21 protein-coding genes are annotated in these 21,613 nt (G+C 70.4%); 7 read left to right on the top strand and 14 right to left on the bottom strand.

Annotated features, from left to right (window positions below; all coding sequences use genetic code 11):
• Positions 1 to 34: 34 nt before the first annotated feature.
• From recJ to ASG48_RS07995, 5 genes are all read right to left on the bottom strand, one after another.
• Positions 35 to 1,834, bottom strand: coding sequence for a single-stranded-DNA-specific exonuclease RecJ (recJ, locus tag ASG48_RS08015; protein WP_055847661.1), 1,800 nt, complete (start codon positions 1,832 to 1,834; stop codon positions 35 to 37).
• A 28-nt stretch (positions 1,835 to 1,862) separates the two neighbouring features.
• Positions 1,863 to 2,855 (bottom strand): class II fructose-bisphosphatase, encoded by a 993-nt coding sequence (gene glpX, locus ASG48_RS08010; RefSeq protein ID WP_055848055.1) that lies wholly within the window; start codon positions 2,853 to 2,855, stop codon positions 1,863 to 1,865.
• Positions 2,856 to 2,936: 81 nt separating this feature from the next.
• Positions 2,937 to 4,241 carry a homoserine dehydrogenase gene (locus ASG48_RS08005; protein ID WP_055847658.1) on the bottom strand — a complete coding sequence of 435 codons (1,305 nt, stop codon included), beginning with the start codon at positions 4,239 to 4,241 and terminating at the stop codon, positions 2,937 to 2,939.
• 29 nt (positions 4,242 to 4,270) lie between these two features.
• A complete protein-coding gene (locus ASG48_RS08000; protein ID WP_055847655.1) occupies positions 4,271 to 5,488 on the bottom strand; it encodes an LL-diaminopimelate aminotransferase in 1,218 nt (405 codons plus the stop codon).
• Positions 5,489 to 5,543: 55 nt separating this feature from the next.
• A complete protein-coding gene (locus ASG48_RS07995; protein ID WP_055847653.1) occupies positions 5,544 to 5,978 on the bottom strand; it encodes a hypothetical protein in 435 nt (144 codons plus the stop codon).
• Positions 5,979 to 6,167: 189 nt separating this feature from the next.
• Between ASG48_RS07995 and phaC the strand changes: the two genes are divergently transcribed.
• The 3 genes from phaC (at position 6,168) to radC (ending at position 9,705) form a co-directional block, all read left to right on the top strand.
• Positions 6,168 to 8,009 (top strand): class I poly(R)-hydroxyalkanoic acid synthase, encoded by a 1,842-nt coding sequence (gene phaC, locus ASG48_RS07990; RefSeq protein ID WP_055848053.1) that lies wholly within the window; start codon positions 6,168 to 6,170, stop codon positions 8,007 to 8,009.
• Between the two features lie 108 nt (positions 8,010 to 8,117).
• Complete coding sequence (gene map / locus ASG48_RS07985; protein WP_055847650.1) at positions 8,118 to 8,957, top strand: type I methionyl aminopeptidase; 840 nt, start codon at positions 8,118 to 8,120, stop codon at positions 8,955 to 8,957.
• A gap of 7 nt (positions 8,958 to 8,964) precedes the next feature.
• Positions 8,965 to 9,705 carry a DNA repair protein RadC gene (radC, locus tag ASG48_RS07980; RefSeq protein WP_055847649.1) on the top strand — a complete coding sequence of 247 codons (741 nt, stop codon included), beginning with the start codon at positions 8,965 to 8,967 and terminating at the stop codon, positions 9,703 to 9,705.
• 27 nt (positions 9,706 to 9,732) lie between these two features.
• On the opposite strand, the gene ASG48_RS07975 is transcribed toward radC, so the two are convergent.
• Positions 9,733 to 10,014 (bottom strand): hypothetical protein, encoded by a 282-nt coding sequence (locus tag ASG48_RS07975; RefSeq protein WP_055847647.1) that lies wholly within the window; start codon positions 10,012 to 10,014, stop codon positions 9,733 to 9,735.
• A gap of 265 nt (positions 10,015 to 10,279) precedes the next feature.
• Here ASG48_RS07975 and ASG48_RS07970 point away from each other — a divergent pair, with 265 nt between their 5' ends.
• Positions 10,280 to 10,663 (top strand): hypothetical protein, encoded by a 384-nt coding sequence (locus ASG48_RS07970; RefSeq protein WP_055847645.1) that lies wholly within the window; start codon positions 10,280 to 10,282, stop codon positions 10,661 to 10,663.
• Positions 10,664 to 10,744: 81 nt separating this feature from the next.
• Here ASG48_RS07970 and ASG48_RS07965 read toward each other — a convergent pair whose 3' ends face one another.
• The 8 genes from ASG48_RS07965 to ASG48_RS07930 form a co-directional block, all read right to left on the bottom strand.
• On the bottom strand, positions 10,745 to 12,283 hold the full coding sequence (locus ASG48_RS07965; RefSeq protein ID WP_082529312.1) for a cryptochrome/photolyase family protein: 1,539 nt from the start codon (positions 12,281 to 12,283) through the stop codon (positions 10,745 to 10,747).
• Between the two features lie 5 nt (positions 12,284 to 12,288).
• The gene (locus ASG48_RS07960) at positions 12,289 to 13,017 is read right to left on the bottom strand and encodes an SDR family oxidoreductase (protein ID WP_055847643.1); all 729 of its coding nucleotides are present in this window, start codon (positions 13,015 to 13,017) and stop codon (positions 12,289 to 12,291) included.
• Positions 13,018 to 13,098: 81 nt separating this feature from the next.
• On the bottom strand, positions 13,099 to 14,760 hold the full coding sequence (locus ASG48_RS07955) for a molybdopterin-binding/glycosyltransferase family 2 protein (RefSeq protein ID WP_055847640.1): 1,662 nt from the start codon (positions 14,758 to 14,760) through the stop codon (positions 13,099 to 13,101).
• Positions 14,757 to 15,473, bottom strand: a complete 717-nt coding sequence (locus ASG48_RS07950; protein ID WP_055847637.1) for an XdhC family protein — start codon at positions 15,471 to 15,473, stop codon at positions 14,757 to 14,759. The genes ASG48_RS07955 and ASG48_RS07950 overlap by 4 nt, the downstream gene beginning before the upstream one ends.
• On the bottom strand, positions 15,473 to 15,811 hold the full coding sequence (locus ASG48_RS07945) for an XdhC family protein (RefSeq protein ID WP_055847635.1): 339 nt from the start codon (positions 15,809 to 15,811) through the stop codon (positions 15,473 to 15,475). The genes ASG48_RS07950 and ASG48_RS07945 overlap by 1 nt, the downstream gene beginning before the upstream one ends.
• A gap of 25 nt (positions 15,812 to 15,836) precedes the next feature.
• On the bottom strand, positions 15,837 to 17,087 hold the full coding sequence (locus ASG48_RS07940; RefSeq protein WP_055847632.1) for a VWA domain-containing protein: 1,251 nt from the start codon (positions 17,085 to 17,087) through the stop codon (positions 15,837 to 15,839).
• A 1-nt stretch (position 17,088) separates the two neighbouring features.
• Positions 17,089 to 18,006, bottom strand: a complete 918-nt coding sequence (locus ASG48_RS07935; protein WP_055847629.1) for a MoxR family ATPase — start codon at positions 18,004 to 18,006, stop codon at positions 17,089 to 17,091.
• 37 nt (positions 18,007 to 18,043) lie between these two features.
• Complete coding sequence (locus tag ASG48_RS07930) at positions 18,044 to 18,538, bottom strand: flavin reductase family protein (RefSeq protein WP_244486817.1); 495 nt, start codon at positions 18,536 to 18,538, stop codon at positions 18,044 to 18,046.
• 186 nt (positions 18,539 to 18,724) lie between these two features.
• Here ASG48_RS07930 and ASG48_RS07925 point away from each other — a divergent pair, with 186 nt between their 5' ends.
• From ASG48_RS07925 to ASG48_RS07915, 3 genes are read left to right on the top strand one after another with little or no spacing between them, the layout of a single operon-like run.
• A complete protein-coding gene (locus ASG48_RS07925) occupies positions 18,725 to 19,834 on the top strand; it encodes a branched-chain amino acid ABC transporter substrate-binding protein (protein ID WP_055847626.1) in 1,110 nt (369 codons plus the stop codon).
• A gap of 4 nt (positions 19,835 to 19,838) precedes the next feature.
• Complete coding sequence (locus ASG48_RS07920) at positions 19,839 to 20,846, top strand: P1 family peptidase (protein WP_055847623.1); 1,008 nt, start codon at positions 19,839 to 19,841, stop codon at positions 20,844 to 20,846.
• Entirely contained in the window at positions 20,831 to 21,580 is a 750-nt protein-coding gene (locus ASG48_RS07915; RefSeq protein ID WP_055847619.1) for a DUF2259 domain-containing protein, read from the top strand. The genes ASG48_RS07920 and ASG48_RS07915 overlap by 16 nt, the downstream gene beginning before the upstream one ends.
• Positions 21,581 to 21,613: the final 33 nt, after the last annotated feature.

The following is a 21,613-nucleotide window of genomic DNA, read 5'->3' as shown; positions in this document are numbered from 1 at the left end:
CCGACCGCAAACCGGCGAAGCTTGGCGCGTTCCTTCAGTCGAAAGCCTCGGCCACGTCGAGAAGACGCAGGCGCACCTCCTCGCGGCCCCGGAACCGGTCGACGGTGAGGGTGCCGGCCGCATGGATCGGCCGGTCGCGCGCCTCCAACAGCCGGCGGCCCACGGGCGTTTCGGCGGCCTTGAAGGCGATGGCCTCGACGCGGGAACCGTCCGCGCCGGTGAGCGTCGCGCGCACATGCGACCCGCCCACGATCTGCGAGGAGCCGATCCTATGACGCGCGAGCGCCAGGATGGGCGCCGGGTGGCCGGCGCCGTAGGGGCCGGCGCGCTCCAGCATCGCGGCGAGGCCGGCATTCAGTCCGGCGGCGCTCACCGCCCCGTCGATCTGCAGCGCGTCGGCAAGGCCCGGATCGAAGCCGAGCCGGCCTGCATCTGCCTCGACGAAGGCACGGAAGGCGCCGAGCGACTCCCGCCGGATGGTGACGCCGGCGGCCATGGCGTGTCCGCCTCCCTTCTGCAGGATGCCGCGCGAGACGGCCTCGCGCACCATGCGGCCGAGATCGACGCCGGCGACGGAGCGGCCGGAGCCGCTGCCCTTGCCGGTCTCGTCGAAGGCGATGGCGAAGGCCGGGCGGCGATGGCGCTCCTTCAGCCGGGCGGCGATCAGCCCGACGATGCCGGGGTGCCAGTCGGGCGAGGCGGTCACGAGCACGGCGGGCCCCTCGCCCGTTCCGATCTCGGCGGCGACCTCCGCCTCGGCCTCCTCGACCATGCGACGCTCCATCGCCTGGCGCTCGGCGTTCAGTAGTTCGAGTTCGGCCGCGAGCGCTTCCGCCTCGGCGGGCGCGTCGAGACAGAGAAGGTTGCTGCCGAGATGCGCCGCCCCGATACGGCCGCCGGCATTGATGCGCGGCCCGAGCAGGAAGCCGAGATGGTGGGCCTCCAGCGGCCCCCCGAGCCGGGCCGAGATCGCCAGAGCGCGCAGACCGGCATTGGACTGCGCCCGCATCACCTTCAGCCCCTGAACCACGAAGGCGCGGTTCAGGCCGACCAGCGGCACCACGTCGCAGACCGTGGCGAGCGCCACGAGGTCGAGCCATTGCAGGATGTTCGGCGGCGTGCCGCGCCCGCGGCGGCGCAGCTCGCGCGAGACCGCCGCGAGCGTGACGAAGACGACGCCGGCCGCGCAGAGCGCGCCGAGGCCCGACAGATCGTCCTGCCGGTTCGGATTGACCAGCGCGACGGCCGCCGGCAGTTCCGGCCCGGTCTGGTGATGGTCGAGCACCACGACGTCGCAGCCGAGCCGGCGTGCCTCCTCGATCGGCTCGAAGCTCATCGTGCCGCAATCCACCGTGACGATCAGCGTCGCGCCGCCTTCGGCGAGCTCGCGCATCGCGGCCGGGTTCGGCCCGTAGCCTTCCGTCACCCGGTCCGGAATGCGGATCGGCGCGTCGATGCCGAAATGATGCAGGTAGCGCCAGAGAAGGGCCGAGGAGGAGGCGCCGTCGACGTCGTAGTCGCCGAAGATGGCGATGCGCTCGCGCCGCTCGATCGCGTCGGCGATGCGGGCGGCGGCCGCGTCCATGTCGGTGATGCGCGATGGGTCGGGCATCAGGTCGCGCAGGCGCGGCTCCAGAAAGGCAGCGGCGTCCGCCTCGCCGACGCCCCGGGCCGTCAGGATGCGGGCGACGAGATCGGGATAGCCGAGGCGCTGCGCCATGGCGAGCGCCAGCGCCTCGCCGCGCCGGTCGAGCGCGCCCACCCAGCGACGGCCGCCGAGCGAGCGCTCGACCCCGAGAAACGCCCTGCCCTCGCCCGCCGGCACCGGCGGCATCGGGCCCGTCCCGCCGCCGGGCCTGTCGTCAGAGATTGAACTTCGTCCGATCATAATGACGCGCCCGCATCTCGCGGGTCGTGTGCGAATAGGAGCGCATCACCAGCGTATGGGTCTCGATGCGGTCGCGGTAGAAGCGCACGCCGTCGAGGAGGTTGCCGTCGGTCACGCCGGTCGCGGCGAAGATCACGTCGCCGGAGGCCATCTCGCTATCGCTGTAGATTCGATAGGGGTCGGTGATGCCCATCGTCTCGGCGCGGGCCCGCTTATCGTTGGTGTTCAGCTGCAGGCGCCCCTGCATCTGCCCGCCGGTGCAGCGCAGGGCCGCGGCCGCAAGCACCCCTTCGGGGGCGCCGCCGATGCCCATGTAGATGTCGATGCCCGTCTCTTCCGAGTCGGTGGTCTGGATGACGCCCGCCACGTCGCCGTCGCCGATCAGGCGGATCGCCGCCCCGGTCTGGCGCACGGTCTCGATGAGCTGGGCATGGCGCGGGCGGTCGAGGATGCAGGCGGTGATCTCGGTGATCGGCACGCCCTTGGCGTCGGCGAGCGCGCGCAGGTTCTGCAGCGGCGTGCGGTCGAGATGCACGATGCCGGCGGGATAGCCCGGCCCCACCGCGATCTTCTCCATGTAGACGTCCGGCGCGTTCAGGAGGCTGCCGCGCACGGCCATCGCGATCACCGCGAGCGAGTTCGGCAGGTTCTTGGCGCAGATCGTCGTGCCTTCGAGCGGGTCGAGCGCGATGTCGACCTTCGGCCCGCCGCGCCCGACCTGCTCGCCGATATAGAGCATGGGCGCGGCGTCGCGCTCGCCCTCGCCGATGACGATCGTGCCGTCGATCATGAGTTCGTTGAGTTCCGAGCGCATGGCGTCGACGGCCGCCTGGTCGGCCGCCTTCTCGTCGCCCCGGCCCCGCAGACCCGCCGCCGCGACGGCGGCGCGCTCCGTCACGCGGGCGATCTCGAGGGTCAGCACGCGGTCGAGATGGTGACCGGCCCCCGCTTCCACCGTCTCAGGCATCATTCTCTCGCTCCCCGCCGCATGCTGCGAGTTTGCCGCCCGCCCGTGAAACCGCAATGTCAAAGACGCTCCGCCGGCGCGCTATTTCAGCGGCTCGATGCGGATCATCTTGGGCTCGTCCGTCAGGTGCCCGTCCTGCGAGACGGCGGCAAGAGCGTTGCGGACGGCTTCCTCGCTCGTCTCGTGGGTGATGAGGATGACCGGCGCGGCCGTGTCGGCGGCAGCGCCCGGCGCGCGGCGCTGGACGATCGATTCCAGCGAGATCCGGTGCTCGGCCATGCGCTGCGCGATCGAGGCGAAGGCGCCGACCCGGTCCTGCACGGACAGGCGGATGTAATAACCGCCTTCATGCGCCCGCATCCGCGCGCGTCTGTAGGGCGACAGCTTCTCCGGCGGCACGCCGAAGGTCGGCGGCACGAAGCCGGTCGCCACGTCCATGATGTCGGAGAGGACGGCCGAAGCGGTGGCATTTCCGCCGGCGCCCGGACCGGCGAGGAGGATCGAACCGAGAAGGTCCGTGTCGATCGCCACCGCGTTGGTCACGCCGTCGACGCGCGCGATGGCCGAACCCGCCGGCACCATGGCCGGGTGGACGCGCTGTTCGATGCCGCTCTCGGTGCGCTGCGCGACGGCGAGGAGCTTGATGCGGTAGCCGAGTTCGGCCGCCGCGCGGATATCGTCGAGCGTCACCGCCTCGATCCCCTCGATGAAGACCGAGTCGAGGTCGATCGCGCAGCCGAAGGCGAGCGAGGTGAGGAGCGCCAGCTTGTGGCCGGCGTCGAAGCCGCCGATGTCGAAGGTCGGATCGGCCTCGGCATAGCCGAGGCGCTGGGCGTCCTTCAGGCAGTCGTCGAAGGCGATGCCCTCCTTCTCCATGCGGGTCAGCATGTAGTTGCAGGTGCCGTTGAGGATGCCGTAGACGCGCTTCACGTCGTTGCCCGACAGGGCCTCGCGCATCGTCTTGATGACGGGGATGCCGCCGGCGACCGCCGCCTCGAAGAGGATTTCCGTGCCGTTGGCCGTCGCCAGTTCGGCCAGCGCCATGCCGTGATAGGCGAGCAGCGCCTTGTTGGCGGTGACGACCGGAATGCCGCGCGACAGGGCCGCGCGCACCGAGTCCAGCGCCGCGCCGTCCGATCCGCCGACGAGCTCTACGAACACGTCGATCTCGCCGTCGCGCGCCAGCGCCACGGGATCGGCGAAGAAGCGGGCCGCCGACAGATCGACGCCCCGGTCCTTCGACGCGTCGCGCGCCGAGACGGCGGCGATCGTCAGGCTGCGCCCGACGCGGTGCTCCAGCGTCTGGCGCTTGGTCTCGATGAGACGGGCAAGGCTCGCACCGACGGTACCGAGCCCGGCGATGCCGAGCCGCAGGGGGCTGTTCATGATGGTGTCAGTCTTCTCGGAAGGGTCTGTCAGCGCCGGGCGCCGGCGGCCGCAGGTTCGCGTGCGGCGCCGGACTCGGCGGTGAGGAAGCGGCGGATGTTGCGCGCCGCCTGGCGGATGCGGTGCTCGTTCTCGACGAGCGCGATGCGCACGTGGTCGTCGCCGTACTCGCCGAAGCCGACGCCCGGCGACACCGCGACGTCCGCCTTGTCGATCAGGAGCTTGGCGAACTCGATCGAGCCCATGGCGCGATAGGCCTCCGGGATCGGCACCCAGGCGAACATGGTCGAGGACGGAGGCGGCACCTCCCACCCGGCGCGACCGAAGGACTCCACGAGCACGTCGCGGCGGTGGCGGTAGATGTCGCGCACCTCCTTCACCGCCTCGTCGCCGGCGTTGAGCGCCGCCGTGCCGGCGACCTGGACGGGCGTGAACGAGCCGTAGTCGAGATAGGACTTCACCCGCGCGAGCGCCGAGAGCAGCCGCGCGTTGCCGACCGCGAAGCCGATGCGCCAGCCGGGCATGGAGAAGGTCTTCGACATGGAGGTGAACTCCACCGTCACGTCCATCGCGCCGGGCACCTGCAGAACGGAGGGCGGCGGGGTGCCGTCGAAGTAGATCTCCGAATAGGCGAGGTCGGAGAGGATGATGACCTCGTTCTCGCGGGCGAACTTCACGACTTCGGCGTAGAAATCGAGATCGGCCTCGTAGGCCGTCGGGTTCGACGGGTAGTTCAGGATGATCGCCAGCGGCTTGGGGATCGAGTGGCGCACGGCGCGGTCGATCGCGCGCAGGAAGTCCTCGTCGGGCTTGGCGGGGATCGAGCGGATCGTGCCGCCGGCCATGAGGAAGCCGAAGGCGTGGATCGGATAGGTCGGGTTCGGGCAGAGAACGACGTCGCCGGGCGCGGTGATGGCCTGCGCCATGTTGGCGAAGCCCTCCTTCGAGCCCATCGTCGCCACGACCTCGGTGTCCGGGTTCAGCGTCACGCCGAAGCGGCGCTTGTAATAGGCGGCCTGCGCGCGGCGAAGGCCGGCAATGCCCTTGGACGCCGAATAGCGGTGGGTGCGCGGGTCGCGCACGGCCTCGCAGAGCTTGTCGACGACGAATTTGGGCGTGGGCAGGTCGGGATTTCCCATGCCCAGATCGACGATGTCGACCCCGCGCGAGCGGGCGGCGGCCTTCTTCTTGTTGACCTCCTCGAAGACGTAGGGCGGCAGGCGGCGGACTTTGTGGAATTCTTCCATGGACTTCGATCCCCGGCGCGGCCGGACGTGGTGTCGTGAACGGGACGGCGCGACCTCAGGCGCCGTTTTCGATTTCCTGCCGAACGGCCGCCGGGTCGGAGGGCTGCGTCATGGGGCCGGACGTGCCGGCCAGCGCCTTGTCCACCTCGGCGGCCTGTCTAGCTCGCACCGCCCGCGCCTGCGCCACCTTGGCGTCGTAGGCGGCGGTATTGGCCGCTCCCGCTGCCGGGACGACGCGCGTCGACAGGCTGCGCTCCTGCCCCGTCACCTCCGCGTCGCTCAGCTGCGGGGCCGCGCTCGACGGATAGGCGCCGAGCAGCGGATAGCCGTCCTTGTCGAGGCGCTGCGTCGAGGCGACGGGCGGCAGGGCGTTCGCGCGCGCAAGTTGCGGATCGGGCGCATCGTCCTTATTCAGGAAGGATTGGCACCCGGCCATCGGCGCCAGCGAGGCGGCCAGGGCCAGAAAGCGCAGAATCGACGGACGGACCATGGCTCGCGAGCCCTTAAAGCGGCGGATCGTCCGTCTCATATCCTAGCGGATCGACGAATACAAAAGGATCGTTCGGCGATTGCCGAACGCACGGGCCCGGATCACAATGCGGGCCGAATGACGCGGTGGGCGACAAGACCGGGGACCGGCGCCGCCCACGACCGGAACGCGCTCGGGAGGATGTACGAGATGGATCGCAAAGGTCCCGCCGCAGCTGGCGCGGCGCCGCCCTTCGAGGCCGAGTTCGCCGCCCACGAGAAATACGTCGTCAAGGATCCGGAGGCCTTCGCGCGCAACATGGCGCGCACGCTGGAACAGCTGGGCAAGGCGGCCTCCGCCTGGGTCGAGCCGCGCGAGAAGGGCGAGTTCGTCGACACCCAGCCCATCGGCATGGGCGAGATGGTCTCGACGCTGTCCAAGGTCGGCGAGTACTGGCTGAGCGATCCCGCGCGCGCGCTCGAGGCGCAGACCAATCTCTTCGCCGGCTTCATGGGCATCTGGACCAATTCGATCCGCCGCCTGTCGGGCGAGGAGCCCGCAGCCCCCGTTCCGGCCGACAAGCGCTTCAGCCACGAGGACTGGAGCCGCAACCTCTTCTTCGACTTCCTGCGCCAGACCTACATGCTGACGTCGGACTGGGCCGAGAGCCTCGTGGAGGACGCGCGCGACCTCGATCCGCACACGCGCCACAAGGCGCAGTTCTACATGAAGCAAATCACCAACGCGCTCTCGCCGTCGAACTTCGTCCTCACCAATCCCGAGCTCTACAGCGAGACGGTTGCATCCAACGGCGAGAACCTCGTGCGCGGCATGAAGATGCTGGCCGAGGACATCGCGGCCGGGCGCGGCAATCTGAAGGTGCGCCAGTCCGACCATTCCCGCTTCGAGGTCGGGCGCGACATGGCCACGACGCCCGGCAAGGTCGTCGCGCAGAACGAGGTCTGCCAGATCATCCAGTACGCGGCCTCCACGCCGACGGTCCTGAAGCGCCCGCTCCTTATCTGCCCGCCCTGGATCAACAAGTTCTACATCCTCGATCTCAATGCCGAGAAGTCCTTCATCCGCTGGATGGTCGAGAAGGGGCACACCGTCTTCGTCATCTCCTGGGTGAACCCGGACGAGCGCCACGCGGCGATGGACTGGGAGGACTATATCGACAAGGGGATCGCCTTCGGCCTCGACACGATCGAGGCGGCGACCGGCGAGACGCAGGTCAACACGATCGGCTACTGCGTCGGCGGCACGTTGCTCGGCGCCTCGCTCGCCCATCTGAAGGCGCGCGGCGACGAGCGGATCGCCTCGGCCACCTTCCTGACGACCCAGATCGACTTCACCTACGCCGGCGACCTCAAGGTCTTCGTGGACGAGAACCAGCTGAAGACGCTGGAGAAGACGATCGGCGCGCGCGGCTATCTCGAAGGATCGAAGATGGCGACGGCCTTCAACATGCTCCGCTCGGGCGATCTCATCTGGCCCTATTTCGTCAACAACTATCTGAAGGGCAAGGAGCCGCTGCCCTTCGACCTTCTCTACTGGAATGCCGACTCGACGCGGATGGCCAAGGCCAACCACCTCTACTACCTGCGCAACTGCTACCTGGAGAACCGCCTCTCGCAAGGCACGATGGAGCTCGGCGGCAAGCGCCTGGATCTCTCGACGGTCACGGTCCCCATCTACAATCTCGCCACCAAGGAAGACCATATCGCCCCGGCGCGCAGCGTCTATGTCGGGTCGAGCGCTTTCGGCTCGGACGTGACCTATGTCCTCAGCGGGTCGGGCCACATCGCCGGGGTCGTCAATCCGCCGGACAAGAACAAGTACCAGTACTGGACCGGACCGGCGCCCGAGAGGGGCCGCGCCTACGAGGACTGGCTCCTCGACGCGCAGGAGACCAAGGGCTCCTGGTGGCCGCACTGGCAGGCCTGGATCGAGGGGCTCGACGATACGCGGGTCAAGGCGCGAAAGCCCGGCGGCTCCAAGCTGAAGCCGATCGAGGACGCGCCTGGCTCCTATGTCCGCGTCAAGGCCTGACCGCGCTTTGAGCGGCTCGGGTTGAAGCGGGACCGGCTTGGTGCGACATAGCGCGAAAGACGGGCGGTCCCGCCCTCCGGCAACGACACGGACGAGCGTTCGATCCCCATGACCACCTATCTCGAGGCGGAAGCCAACCCGATCCGCAACACCGGCGTCATCCGCCTCTACGACGCGGCCGCCTTCGAAGGCATGCGCCGCGCCTGCCAGACCACCGCGCGCTGTCTCGACAGCCTCGTGCCGCTCGTGCAGCCGGGCGTGACGACCGAGGCGATCGACGCCCATGTCTACGACTTCGCCGTCGCCAACGGCGCCCTGCCCGCCACGCTGAACTATCGCGGCTATACCAAGAGCGTCTGCACCTCGATCAACCACGTCGTCTGCCACGGCATTCCCAACGACAAGCCGCTGCGCGAGGGCGACATCGTCAATATCGACGTGACGCTCATCATCGACGGCTGGCACGGCGACGCCTCGCGCATGTATCCGGTCGGTCCGGTCAAGCGCTCGGCCGAGCGGCTCTGCGAGGTGACCTACCGCTCGCTGATGATCGGCATCGACGCGGTGCGGGCCGGCGGCCATGTCGGCGATATCGGCGCCGCGATCCAGGCCTATGCCGAGGGCGAGCGCTGCTCGGTGGTGCGCGACTTCTGCGGCCACGGCGTCGGCAAGCTGTTCCACGACGCGCCGAACATCCTGCATTACGGACAGCGCAACGACGGGCCGGAGATGAAGCCGGGCATGATCTTCACCATCGAGCCGATGATCAATCTCGGCCGGCCGCACGTGAAGATCCTCTCCGACGGCTGGACCGCGGTGACGCGCGACCGCACGCTCTCGGCCCAGTACGAGCACACGATTGGCGTCACCGAGACGGGCTGCGAGATCTTCACGAAGTCGCCGGCGGGTCTCGACACGCCCGGCTTCGATTTCGCCATGGCGGCCTGAGGAGCCGATGGCCGGCGCCGAGGACGAGCTGCCGGGCCTTCACGAGGCCGGATCCGCGCGGCCGGTCAGGCCCGAGCCCGCCCATCACGACGGGCATCGCGACAGGCTGCGCGAGCGTTTCTCGCAGGCCGGCCCCCAGGCGGTCGCCGACTACGAGCTTCTCGAACTCGTCCTCTTCCGCACCATTCCCCGGCGCGACGTGAAGCCGATCGCCAAGGCGCTGATCGCCCGCTTCGGCTCGCTCGCCGAAGTGCTCAACGCCCCGACGCGCCTCCTGTGCGAGGTGCCCGGCGTGAAGGAGGCCGTGGCGCTCGACATCGCCATCGTCGCCGCCGTCAACCAGCGCGCCATGCTCTCGGCCGTGAAGGAGCGCGAGGTCCTCTCCTCGTGGGCCGCCGTCCTCGCCTATTGCAAGGCGGCCATGGCCTACGAGACGCGCGAACAGTTCCGCATCCTCTTCCTCGACAAGAAGAACGCGCTGATCGCCGACGAGGTGCAGGGCACCGGCACGGTCGACCATACGCCGGTCTATCCGCGCGAGGTCGTGCGCCGGGCGCTGGAACTCTCGGCGACCGCCATCATCCTCGTCCACAACCACCCGTCCGGCGACCCGACCCCCTCGCGGGCCGATATCGAGATGACCCGCACCATCGCCGAGACGGCCAGGCCGCTCGGCATCTCGGTGCACGACCACATCATCGTCGGCCGTTCGGGCCATGCGAGCCTGAAGGGGCTGAAGCTCTTCTGAACGACGCGCCGACCGGCGTCCGCCGCCTCAGTGCAGGTGGCCCACCTCGCGCACGAGACGCACCTCGCGGGGCTTCACGAGCCCCATATGCATGATGCGCACCGAGTGGATCTTGGCCTCCACTTCGCGATCCCAATGATCGAGGAAGCGCTTGAGGCGGGGATAGTCGGGGGCCAGATCCTCGAACTGCCAGAGAAAGGTCTGCAGGAAGCTCGGATGGTCCGGCATGCGGTAGAGGACCTCGGCGGTCGTCAGGCCGTATCCGCCCAGCATGCGCTGGAAGGCGGGGTCGACAGGGCGCTGTGGCATCGGCACGCTCCTTCGTGGTGCCGGCCGGAGTGAGCCGGCAAATCGAATGCTGCGCCGCAAAGATTAAGCGAGGCTTGCGGCCTTGCGCCAGATGCAAGGCGTCGCATCCGCAGTGCGGGCCGAGCCGACGCCGAGCGCGGGACCGAACCTCGCCTTCGGCCTGCCGGCCCGGCGGAACCCGGTCGCGCCCGCACGACTTCTAGACCGGGGGCGCCGCACCACCTCGGAGCGTGGCCCGCCGACCGACACGACCGGAGATCTGTCCATGCTGTCCAAGTCCCTTCTGGCAGCCGCGCTGCTCGCGGCATCCAGCCATCTCGCCTTCGCCCAGGACACCCCGCCGCCGCCGCCCCCGGCGCCGCCCTCGGCGGACGGCACGCCGCCCGGCATGGACGAGCCGGACGCGAAGGGTCGCCCGCCGCGGCCCGAGGGTCGCAACCGGCCCGGCCCGATGCGCGAAGGCGCCAGCTTCGACCTGCGTCTCGGACGCGGCATGGGCCTTCGCGTCGATTGCGGCCCGCAGCCGATCGCGGCCTGCATCAATGCCGCCCAGCCCCTGATCGACCAGATGAAGGCGATGCCCGACGCGCCGCCGCCGTCGCCGCCCGGTGGCCCGGACGCGGCTCCGGGTGCGCCCTCGCGCACCTGAGGCCGGCATTCGAGGCAGGGACGGGCGATCCGTCCCCGCCGCTCTTCGTTCGGATCGGAGATGGCGGGCGAGCCGACCGGCTCAGTAGTCGCCGCCGACCGGAAGAGCGTCCAGAAAGGCCGCCGCATCCCGGCGCGCATCGGCGACCTTCTTCTGGTCCATGCGGTCGAGCGTGGCGTAGACGCGCGCCAGCCGGTGGTTCCCCCGCAGCTTCGGCGCGTTGCGCGCCATGAAGTCCCAGTAGAGGTAGTTGAACGGGCAGGCGCCCTCGCCCGTCTTGATCTTCGGCGAATAGGTGCAGGCGCCGCAATAGTCCGACATCTTGTCGATGTAGTTGCCGGACGCGGCATAGGGCTTGGAGGCGAAGAGCCCGTCGTCGGCGAAGAGGATCATGCCGACGACATTGGGCATTTCCACCCATTCGTAGGCGTCGTGATAGACGGTGAGATACCACTCCTGCACCGCTTTGGGCTCCAGCCCGGCGAGCAGGCTGAAATTGCCGATCACCATCAGCCGCTGGATATGGTGGTTGTAGGCGCTGGCCTTCACCTCGGCGAAACATTGCGCGAGGCAGTTCAGGCTCGTCTCCCCCGTCCAGAAGAAATCCGGCAGCGGCCGCTGCGCGTCCAGCGCGTTGGCGTCGGCATAGTCCGGCATGTGGCGCCAGTAGATGCCGCGCACGAATTCGCGCCAGCCGATGATCTGGCGGATGAAGCCTTCCACCGCGTTGATCGGCGCCTCGCCCGCCTTGTAGGCGTCTTCCGCCCTATGGCAGGCCTCGCGCGGATCGAGCAGGCCGCAATTGATGAGGGCGGACAGGTGGGAGTGGAAGAGCAGCGGCTCGCCCTGGCGCATGGCGTCCTGGTAGTCGCCGAAGGTCGGCAGCGCCGTCGTCACGAACCAATTCAGGTAGTGCAGCGCCTGTCGCCGCGTCACCGGATGGTCGAAATCGTCGAGCGATCCGAAATGATTGCCGAAGCGCTGGCCGACCAGGGCGAGCACGTCGCTCGTCGTCTCGTCCACCGCGTAGCTCGGCCGCCCCGGCGCCTCCAGCCGGCGCGGCAGGGGCTTGCGGTTGTCATGGTCGAAATTCCACTGCCCCTCGACCGGCTCGTCCGCCGAGACCATCAGATAGCCCGTGCGCCGGCGCATGAGCCGGTAGAAATTCTCCATGCGCAGGCCGCGCGCGCCTTGCGCGAAGGCGCCGAACTGCGCGTGGGTGCAGAGGAAGCGCGTGTCCGGCCGGATGTCGACGGGACAGCCGACCTCCTTCTCCCAGGCCTCCATCATCTCCATCACGCGCCACTCGCCGGGCTCGGTCACGACGACGCGCTCCGGCCTGTGCCGGGCGACAGCGCGTTTGAGTTCGGCGGTGAAGGAACCGGCATTCTCGCCGTCGTCCAGCGTCACGTAGTCGACGGCGACGCCGCGTTCGCGCAGATCCGCCGCGAAATGGCGCATGGCGGAGAAGAGAAAGGCGATCTTGCGCTGGTGATGGCGCACATAGGTCGCCTCCTCGCCCACCTCGACCATGAGCACGATATCGCCGTCCTGAAGGTCGCGCAGCGAGGAGAGATCGCGGCTGAGCTGGTCGCCCAGAACGAAACGCAGGCTCGGCACGGCCGTCAGCTCTTCGGGGTGCGAAGGGTTGAGCGTCCGCCGTCGACGCCGAACACCTGGCCCGTGATCCAGGAACTCGCGGGCGTCAGGAGAAGGCTCGCCAGTGCCGCGACATCCTCGGGCTGTCCGATCCGCGGCAGCGGATGCATCTTGCCGATGGCCTCCTCCATCCGCTCGTTGCCGGCCACGGTGCGGCCGAGCGGCGTGGCGACCAGCGAGGGCGCGATGGCGTTGACCCGCACCTGCGGCGCAAGTTCGGCCGCGAGGCTGCGCATCAGCCCCACCACGGCCCCCTTCGCCATGGCGATGGAAGCATGGGCGGCGAAGCCCTGCTCGACGGCCACGGTGGAGAAGAGGAGGACGCTCGCCCCCTCGCGCGCCGCCGTCAGATGCGGCAGGAAGGCCTGAACCACCTTGGCAGCACCCAGCGCGTTCACGCGGAAGTCGTTGAGGAAATCCGCCTCGGTGAGCTTGGCGAAGGGCTTCAGGTTGATCGTGCCGACGGCATAGGCGAGACCGTCGAGCGGACCTTCGACCGTCTCGGCGGCCGCCGCGATGGCGGCGTCGTCGAGAATGTCGCAGACGACGATCTCCGCGCCCATCCCGTCCGCGGCCTGCCGGAGCGTCGCCTCGTTGCGCCCGGCCAGAACGAGCGTGTGCCCTTCCTCGGCGAGCCGAGCCGCCGTGGCCGAACCGATGCCGCCCCCGCCGCCGAAGATGATGTAGCGCCCCATGCCGTGCGTCCTTCCGTGTTGCGTCGGCGGGGAGATGCGTCACCCGGCCGCGCCTTCAACTGCGACGCGCGGGCGCGGGCGTCAGCGGTCTGCGCCGGTCTCGAAGAGCGCCAGCGCCTCGTCCATGGCCTGCGGCGTGTCCACGTCGAGCCCGGCGGCGGTTCCCAGCTCCACCTCGCGCACGAGGTCGCGGTGCCCCGCGACGATGTCCCGCGCGCCGACATCGCCGGACAGAGCGGCGACGAGCGGGGCGAAGCGGCCGGAGAGGATGACGGGATTGGCGCGCCGGCCGCGATCGGTCGCCACCACGATCGATCCCTCGCCGACCGGCTCGAACGCGTCGGCGAGCGTCAGGAGGTCCTCGGCCGTCAGCAGCGGCTGGTCCGCGAGCATCACGAGAACGCCCGCGGCGCCGGCGGCGACGCTCGCGGAGAAACCGAGCTTCAGCGAGGTCGAGAGCCCGGCTGCGGCATCGGGATTGTCGAGCCGCTCGGCCTCGACGCCCTCGAGCGCGGCCGCGATCTCCGCGCGCGACGCGCCGGTGACGATCCGCAACGTGCCGCCCCTTTCGCCGAGCCGGCCGAGCGCATCGAGGGCCGTGCGTGCGGAGCGCCGGACGAGAGGTTCGCCGCCGAAGGTCTGAAGCAGTTTGTTCGTGCCGCCCATGCGCGACGAGCGCCCGGCCGCGAGGAGAACGATGTCGATCCGCCCTTCGCCGCCGCCCGGCTCGTCGTCCGCCTCGCCCGCCTCGCGGGGCTGCGGGCGGCTGGCGATCTCCATCAGGAGCCCGCCGACTCCCATGCGCCGGATGTCGTCTCCGAGAACCGGACGATCGGCGAGGAGCCGGTCGAGCACCCAGTCGAACCCATTCTCCTTCGGGCTGCGCGCACAGCCGGGCGCCCCCAGCACAGGACGGCCGTCGATCTCGCCCAGAAGCAGGAGATTGCCGGGATCGACGGGCATGCCGAGATGGGCGACGGAACCGCCCGCCGCCTCGATCGCGGCCGGAATGACGTCCGCCGCGTCGATGACGGCGGAGGCGCCGAAGACGAGGACGAGGTCGGCGGCCGCGACCTCCGGCAGAAAAAGCATGGCCGCCAGCGCGTCGCGCTCGTGCGCGCAGCGCCGCTCGCAGACGATGCGCGAGCCGGACGCGGCCAGCCGCGCTTCCGTGACGGCGCGCGTCTTGTCGAGGACGCTGGGCTTGACGGTCGCAAGCTCGGTCTGGACGAGCGCGACGCCGCGCGGGCGGAACGGCGCGAGGCGGAAGGCCGGCCCTTCGCCGAGAACGGCCAGCACCCTCGCCACCGAGGCGCCGGGCACGGCGAGCGGAATGATCTTGACCGTCGCGACCATGCGGCCTTCGTCCACGCTCGCATGGTCCGGCAGCGTCGCGAGGGTGATCGCGTCGTCCACGGCGTTCACCGCGTCCACCTGGGCCCGGTCCGCCAGGAACAGGCCGGCTGCCTCGGCGAAGAGATTGACGCGGCCGGTCGTGGCCGGGCCCGCCCGCAGGCCGCCCAAGGCGAGAGCGGCACCGATGCGGCCGGCCGCCTCGTCCTCCGTCAGGTCGCCGTCGGCAAGGGTGGCGGCGACGACCTCGGTCAGGCCCGCGTCGCGCAAGGCCGCGATCTCGGCCGTCCCGAGCCGTGCCCCCTTCTTCACGCGGCCGGAGGGCGTCGCCTGCGAATGGGCGAGGATGGCGCCTTCGGCAGCGTCGAGGGAGACCGGCCCGAACCTCATGCGGCGGGCGTCTCGCCGCGTCGCTCGGCGAACATCTTGCGCTTGCGGAAGGCCTCGATGACGGAGGCGAGGATCGCGACGGCGATCTCGCCGGGCGTCGAGGCCCCGATATCGGCACCGATCGGCGCCTCGATCCGAGCCAGCGCCGACTCGGCGACGCCCGCCTGCATCAGGCGCTCGACGCGGCCGGCATGCGTCTTCCGGCTGCCGAGCGCGCCGACATAGAAGCAGCCGGCCTTCAGCGCCTCGATCAGCGGGAGATCGTCGATCTTCGGGTCGTGGGTGATGGCGCAGAGCGCGGTATAGGCGTCGAGCGGGCGCGCGGCGAGAACGTCCTGCGGCCATTCGGCATGCAGCGTCACGCCCTCGAAGCGCTCGGGCGTCGCGAAGGCGGTGCGCGGATCGACGATCTCGACATCGTAGCCGGCCAGCCGCGCCATCGGCGCGAGCGCCTGGCTCACATGCACGGCCCCGATCACGACGATGCGCGGCGGCGGCAGATGGGCGTTGAGGAAGATCTCGCCTTCCGGCCCCGCCACCATCTGCGACTTGCCGCTGCGCAGCACCTTGCCGACCGCATCGGCCAGGGGATCGGCCGCGATCGCGGCCTCGCGCACGAGGCGCTGGCGGCCGGTCGAGACGTCGGTGACGAGAACCGCGGCGCGGCGGGCCGCCCGCTCGCCGTTCAACGCCTGGAGGAGCGAGGCCTCCATCAGAGGGCTCCGGCGACGGGTTCGACGAAGACGCGGATGCGCCCGCCGCAGGAGAGGCCGACGCGCCAGGCCGTCTCGTCGGCGACGCCGAACTCGAGCATCTTCGGCCGGCCCGCCTCGATCACGTCGACGGCCTCGGCGACCACCGCGCCCTCCACGCAGCCGCCCGAGACCGAGCCTTCGAAATTGCCCGCCGCGTCGATGACGAGATGGCTGCCCGTCGGGCGCGGCGCGGACCCCCAGGTCTCCACGACGGTGGCGAGCGCGATGCGCCGCCCTTCCCGCGCCCAGGCCTCCGCGGTGGTCAGGACGTCGAGGTCGCGAATGGCGTCGCTCATGGCGTGTCTCCTTCGAAAGGCCGCATCACGCCGCCGCGCGGTCGGCGGCCTGCAGCCAGGCGCGGGGATCGGCGATCCGGTCGCCGTCCGGCCCCAACGCCCGGCAGAGCGCCTCGATCGCCTCCAGCGAATGAACCGAACGGAACTCGTCGACATGCGGCAGCATGGCCCGCACGCCCTTGGCGCGGGCCGAAAACCCGTCGAAGCGCAGCAGCGGGTTCAGCCAGATCAGCTTGCGGCACGACTTGTGCAGCCGCTCCATCTCCGCTTCCAGATCCTCGATCGAGTCGCGCTCCAGCCCATCCGTGATGAGCAGCACCACGGCGCCCTGCGTCAGCACGCGGCGTGACCAGCCATGGTTGAACAGCCGCAGCGCCTCGCCGATGCGCGTGCCGCCGGACCAGTCCTTCACGGCCTCGGCGCAGTCGGCCAGCGCCTCGTCCGGGTCCTTGCGGCGCATCTGGCGCGTCACGTTGGTGAGGCGCGTGCCGAAGAGAAACGTGTGCACGTGGCGCCGCTTCTCGGTGAGCGCGTGCAGGAAATGCAGGACGATGCGGGTGTACTGGGTCATCGAGCCGGAAATGTCGGCGATGACGACGAGCGGGGGATGCACCGCGCGCCGCGTGCGGAATTTCGGCAGAACGAGGTCGCCGCCCGTGCGCATGGAGGCCCGCATCATGGCGCGCGGGTCGATCCGCTCGCCCCTGGCGTCCGGCCGGAACCGGCGCGTCAAGACGAGGTCGGCGGGCAGGCGCAGCCGGCCGATCTCGCGGCGCGCCTCCTCCACCTCGCGGGCGGTCATCTGGGCGAAATCCTTCTGCCGCAGCACCTCGTTGCCCGAGACGGTGAGGCTCGAATCGATCTCGACCTCCGGCCGCTCCTGCGGCGTGACGCGGTCCCTGGCGCCTTCGAAGAAGGCGTCGGCGGCCCGGCTCTCGCCGGCGCGCTTCTTCTCGGGCGCGGCGGGCCGCTCGGGCGCGCGCGGCGAGAACATCGCGATCATCTTCTCGATGAGATCGCGCGAGCGCCAGAACAGGCGGAAGGCTTCGGAGAAGACCGCGTCGTCCTCGCGGCGCGAGACGAGGACGGCGTGGAGCGTCCAGTAGAAGTCGTCGCGCGTCGAGAGCCCCGCCGCCTTCACGGCCTCGATCGCGTCCAGCGTCGCCGAAGGGCCGAGCTTCAGACCGGCCTTGCGCAGGGCGCGGGCGAAATAGGCGATATTGTCGGCGAGCTTGCCCTGCGGGTCGGCCTCGCCCGGAGCTTCGCCCGACCGCATCTCAGGAGGCCTTCGCCAGCTCGCGCTTCACGTCGGCCAGGATCTCGCGCCCCTCGCCGCGCTCCATGCGCTGGATGTCGTCCTGGTACTTCAGGAGAACGCCGAGCGTATCGGAGACATGCGCCGGGTCCAGGGCGAGCGCGTTGAGTTCGGTCAGCGCGTTCGCCCAGTCGATCGTCTCGGCGACGCCCGGCGACTTGAACAGGTCGATCCCGCGCAGACGCTGCACGAAGGCGACGAGTTCGGCGGCAAGGTCCGCATTGGCGTTCGGCGCCTTGCGCCTGACGATCGCGAGTTCGCGCTGGGCGTCCGGGTAGTCGACCCAGTGATAGAGGCAGCGCCGCTTCAACGCGTCGTGGATCTCGCGCGTGCGATTGGTGGTGATGATGACGATCGGCGGCTCGGCGGCGCGGATCGTGCCGAGTTCGGGGATCGTGACCTGATTGTCGGAGAGGATCTCGAGGAGGAAGGCCTCGAAGGCCTCGTCCGTGCGGTCCAGCTCGTCGATGAGGAGCACGGGCGCCCGCCCCGGCTCTCCCTCCAGCGCCTGCAGGATCGGGCGCCGGATCAGGAATCGCTCGGAGAAGATCTCGGAGCGCGTGGCATCCTTCGACGTGTCGCCGGACGCCTCGCGCAGGCGGATCTCGATCATCTGCGCGGCATAGTTCCATTCGTAGAGCGCCGAGGAGACGTCGAGCCCCTCGTAGCATTGCAGCCGGATCAGCGGCCGCCCGAGCGCATGGGCCAGAACCTTTGCGATCTCGGTCTTGCCGACGCCGGCCTCGCCTTCGAGGAAGAGCGGACGGCCCATCTTCAGGGACAGGAAGAGGACGGTCGCCAGCGCGCGGTCGGCGACGTAGCCGCCTTCGTCCAGGAGGCGGGCGGTCTCGTCGATCGATTGGGGCAGCGTGGCGGTCACTGGATATCTGTCCTTCCCGTTCGGGCGAGCGGCGAGACTAGAGGCTGCGATATTGCCGGTCGAGATAGACCAAAGAGGGCGAGGCCGGCCCCATTCGGATGGCGGCCACCGTGCCGATGAGGATGCGATGGGTGGCGACGGTGCTCGACCCGGTCAGCCGGCAGTCGAAGCCGATCAGCGCGCCGTCGAGAAGCGGCGCGCCCGTCTCCAGCGCGGACCACGCCCCGAGCGCGAAGCGCGCGTCGGACTCGAGCTTCCCCTCGCCCGCGAAACCCCGCGCCACGGCTTCCGTCTCGACGCCGAGGACGCTGACGGCGAAGTTGCCGTTCTTGACGAATTTCTCGTTCGCCACGCTCGCCGTGTTGAGACACACGAGCAGCGTCGCCGGATCGTCGGAGACGGGGGCGACCGAGGAGACGGTAAGGCCGCGCCGCCCCGCCGGGCCGTCCGTCGTCACGAGACACACCGCCGCTGGGAAGCGGCTCATGGCACTGCGGAACCGTGCCGGATCGATGGTGGAGAGCGTCAGCAAGTCGAGATCCGTCCGAAGGCGTGGCGGCGGCATGCGGAGGTCGCGGCGCCGCCCATGGCTCGATATAGGGCGCCACCTCCGTTCGCGCACCCCGGCGAGCGCGCGGCGCGCGAACGGCTTCGAAGACCGCGACGCGATCACGCGCTCTCGTCTTTCGCGCCGCGTCATTCTACATCAGGCTTCAAGATGCGTAACCTTCTCTTCCTCAGTCTCGTCGTGGCGCAGGTCGCGGGGCTCCCGGCGGCGCCGGCCCTCGGCCAGGATCGTGGCGCGCCGGCCGCCATCGGCATCGCCGCGCCGCTGGAGGGCGCGCAGGCGCTTCTCGGCCGGCAGATCGCCGACGGCGTGCGGGCGGCGGCCGCGCGTCTCGGCCCGGACGCGGTGCCGCGTCTCGTGGAAGCCGACACGGCCTGCACGGCCGAGGGCGGGCGTGCGGCGGCCGAGCGATTCGTGGCGGAGAAGGTGGAGATCGTCGTCGGCTTCCTGTGCTCGGAGGAGATCGAGGCCGCCTTGCCGATCCTGCAGGCGGCCGGCATTCCGACGCTCAACGTCGGCGTGCGGGCCAATCGCCTGACCGACGAGCGCGCCCGCACCGGCCATCTCGTCTGGCGCGTCGCGCCGCGCTCCGATGCCGAGGCGAGCGCGCTCGCGCGCACCATCGTCGCGCGCTGGACGGATCAGCCCTTCGGCCTCGTCGAGGACGGCTCCATCGAGGCGCGGACGCTGGTGGACACGGTCCGCCGGCTCCTCTCCGAACAGGGCCTGCAACCCTCCATCCTCGAGACCTTCCGGCCGGCGGAGGAGAAACAGTTCGGCCTCGTCCGCCGTCTCCAGCGCAGCGGCGTCACGCGTTTCCTGGTCGTCGGCGAACGGCCGGACGTCGCCACCATCGCCCGCGACGCCGCCTCCAACGGACTGGCGCTGGAGATCGTCGGCGGCGAGAAGCTCTTCGACGAGGGCGACCCGGCCCTGCCGCTTCCCGCAGGCACGATCGCCGTCGGCCCCAAGAACCGCTTCCCCGAACTGCGCCCGGCCGGCACGCCGGAGGACCCGGACGCCGCCGAACCCGGCCCCTACGGCTATTACGGGCCGGCCTTCGCGGCGACGGAGATCGCCCTCCAGACGATCGGGCAGGCGCGCGACCTCGACCGCCCACTGCCCGAAATCCTGTCCGGCGCGACGTTCCGCACCGTCCTCGGCCCCATCCGGTTCGATGCGAAGGGCGATTCGACCCTCGACCTCTACCGCGCCTTCCGCTGGGAAGACGAGCGCTTCACCGAAGCCGGAGCGAGCTGACGTCATGGCCCACTGGAAGAGCGGTCCACGCAACCTCATCACCGACATTCCCGGGCTGACGGTCGGCCATGCCGGCGACGAGCGGCTGAAGAGCGGCACGACCGTCCTCCTCCTCGACCGCCCGGCCGCCGCGGCCGTCGAAATCCTCGGCGGGGCCCCGGGCACGCGCGAGACGGAACTGCTGGCGCCCGACAAGCTCGTCACCGGCATCGACGCGCTCGTCCTGTCGGGCGGCTCGGCCTTCGGGCTCGATGCCGCCGGCGGCGTGCAGTCCTTCCTGCGCCGGGCGGGCCGCGGCTTCGCGGTGGCGGGCCAGCGCGTGCCCCTGGTGCCGACCGCGATCCTCTTCGACCTCGCCAATGGCGGCGACAAGGATTGGGGCCTTCATTCGCCCTATCGCGAGTTCGGCTTCGCCGCCGCCGAAGGCGCGGCCGAACGCTTCGCCATCGGCAGCGTCGGCGCTGGGCTCGGCGCGACGACGGCGGGGCTGAAGGGCGGGCTCGGCTCGGCCTCGACGGTCCTGGCGAACGGCATCACCGTCGGCGCGCTGGTCGCCGTGAACGCGCTCGGCTCGGCGCTCGCCGGGACGAGCCGCCATTTCCGCGCCGCCCCCTTCGAGATCGGGCAGGAGTTCGGCGGCCTCGGCTGGCCGTCCGTCCTCCCGCAGGACATGGACGTTCCCCGCACGAAATTCGCGCGACCCGTCGTCGGCGCCGCGACGACCATCGCGATCCTCGCCACCGACGCATGCCTCGACAAGGGCGGCGCCAAGCGGCTGGCCGTCGCCGGCCATGACGGGTTCACGCAGGCGCTCTGGCCGAGCCACACCGACTATGACGGCGACCTCGTCTTCGCGCTCGCCACCGGCGGCAGCGGCGTTTCGCCGGACGGCGTCGACCGGATCGAACTCGCGGCCGCCGCGACCGCCACCATGGCCCGCGCCATCGCCCGAGGCGTCTTCGCCGCGACATCGGCGCCAGACGACACCGTGCCGGTGTGGAGCGCGCTGTGACCGGCGCCCGGCTCGCCCTTCTGGCCCTCACGGCGGCCTTCGCCCTTGCGGCCACGAAGGCGCCGGCCGGCGATTTCGCGGACCTCGAGTCCTTCGGCTTCTCGGCCGACGGGCGCGTCTACGCCTTCGGTCAGTCCGGCATCCAGGACGGGTCCGGCTTTCCCTATGCCGACATCGTCTTCGTCGACCTCGCCGCGGACGCCGTCCTGCCGCCCTCGCCGATCCGGGTCCGGCTGGAGGAGGACGGCGCGACGCCGCAGACCGCGCGCGAGACCGCCCGCCGGTCGGCCGCCGCGCTCTTTGCCGCCCATGCGCCGCAGGACAATCCGGGCCGCCTCCTGGTCTCGAACCCGGCGACGGAACTCTCGGCCGATCCCTATCGCGCCGTGTTCCGGCCGCGCCCCATCGAGCCGAGCCCGGACAGGGACATCGAGATCCGGCTCGAACCGATTCCGCTGGGCGCCGGCAGCGACTGCGCGGGCATGACGGACACGGTCTACGGGTTCCGGCTCGTCAGGGTCGCGACCCGGCCCGGCGAGAGCGCCGTGGTGCTCCACGAGAACCAGACGCTGCCGGCCTCGCGCGCCTGCGCGCTCGACTATCGCCTGTCGGAGATCCGGGTCGCGGACACCGCCGGCGGCTCGCGCGTCGGCGTCGTCCTCGTCGGCGTGAAGCGTGTCGGCTTCGAGGGCCCGGACCTTCGCTTCCTCGCGGTGCCGCTCGCGCTCGATTGAGCCCCCCGGCCGGCTCTGTTACACCGCGCGCGA

The sequence above is a fragment of the Aurantimonas sp. Leaf443 genome, from assembly GCF_001425575.1.
Classification (GTDB): Bacteria; Pseudomonadota; Alphaproteobacteria; order Rhizobiales; family Rhizobiaceae; genus Leaf443.
Note: the sequence above shows the minus strand (reverse complement) of the source record. Positions and strands in the feature narration are given on the sequence as shown.

Coding starts and splice junctions, on each gene's coding strand:
- ASG48_RS07920 (WP_055847623.1), top strand. CDS start 19,839: ATGGCCCACTGGAAGAGCGGTCCACGCAACCTCATCACCGACATTCCC.
- ASG48_RS07925 (WP_055847626.1), top strand. CDS start 18,725: ATGCGTAACCTTCTCTTCCTCAGTCTCGTCGTGGCGCAGGTCGCGGGG.
- ASG48_RS07950 (WP_055847637.1), bottom strand. CDS start 15,473: ATGGAGGCCTCGCTCCTCCAGGCGTTGAACGGCGAGCGGGCGGCCCGC.
- map (WP_055847650.1), top strand. CDS start 8,118: ATGACCACCTATCTCGAGGCGGAAGCCAACCCGATCCGCAACACCGGC.
- phaC (WP_055848053.1), top strand. CDS start 6,168: ATGGATCGCAAAGGTCCCGCCGCAGCTGGCGCGGCGCCGCCCTTCGAG.
- ASG48_RS07970 (WP_055847645.1), top strand. CDS start 10,280: ATGCTGTCCAAGTCCCTTCTGGCAGCCGCGCTGCTCGCGGCATCCAGC.
- ASG48_RS07995 (WP_055847653.1), bottom strand. CDS start 5,978: ATGGTCCGTCCGTCGATTCTGCGCTTTCTGGCCCTGGCCGCCTCGCTG.
- ASG48_RS07940 (WP_055847632.1), bottom strand. CDS start 17,087: ATGCGGTCGGGCGAAGCTCCGGGCGAGGCCGACCCGCAGGGCAAGCTC.
- ASG48_RS07955 (WP_055847640.1), bottom strand. CDS start 14,760: ATGAGGTTCGGGCCGGTCTCCCTCGACGCTGCCGAAGGCGCCATCCTC.
- ASG48_RS07975 (WP_055847647.1), bottom strand. CDS start 10,014: ATGCCACAGCGCCCTGTCGACCCCGCCTTCCAGCGCATGCTGGGCGGA.
- recJ (WP_055847661.1), bottom strand. CDS start 1,834: ATGCCGCCGGTGCCGGCGGGCGAGGGCAGGGCGTTTCTCGGGGTCGAG.
- radC (WP_055847649.1), top strand. CDS start 8,965: ATGGCCGGCGCCGAGGACGAGCTGCCGGGCCTTCACGAGGCCGGATCC.
- ASG48_RS08005 (WP_055847658.1), bottom strand. CDS start 4,241: ATGAACAGCCCCCTGCGGCTCGGCATCGCCGGGCTCGGTACCGTCGGT.
- ASG48_RS08000 (WP_055847655.1), bottom strand. CDS start 5,488: ATGGAAGAATTCCACAAAGTCCGCCGCCTGCCGCCCTACGTCTTCGAG.
- glpX (WP_055848055.1), bottom strand. CDS start 2,855: ATGCCTGAGACGGTGGAAGCGGGGGCCGGTCACCATCTCGACCGCGTG.
- ASG48_RS07960 (WP_055847643.1), bottom strand. CDS start 13,017: ATGGGGCGCTACATCATCTTCGGCGGCGGGGGCGGCATCGGTTCGGCC.
- ASG48_RS07945 (WP_055847635.1), bottom strand. CDS start 15,811: ATGAGCGACGCCATTCGCGACCTCGACGTCCTGACCACCGCGGAGGCC.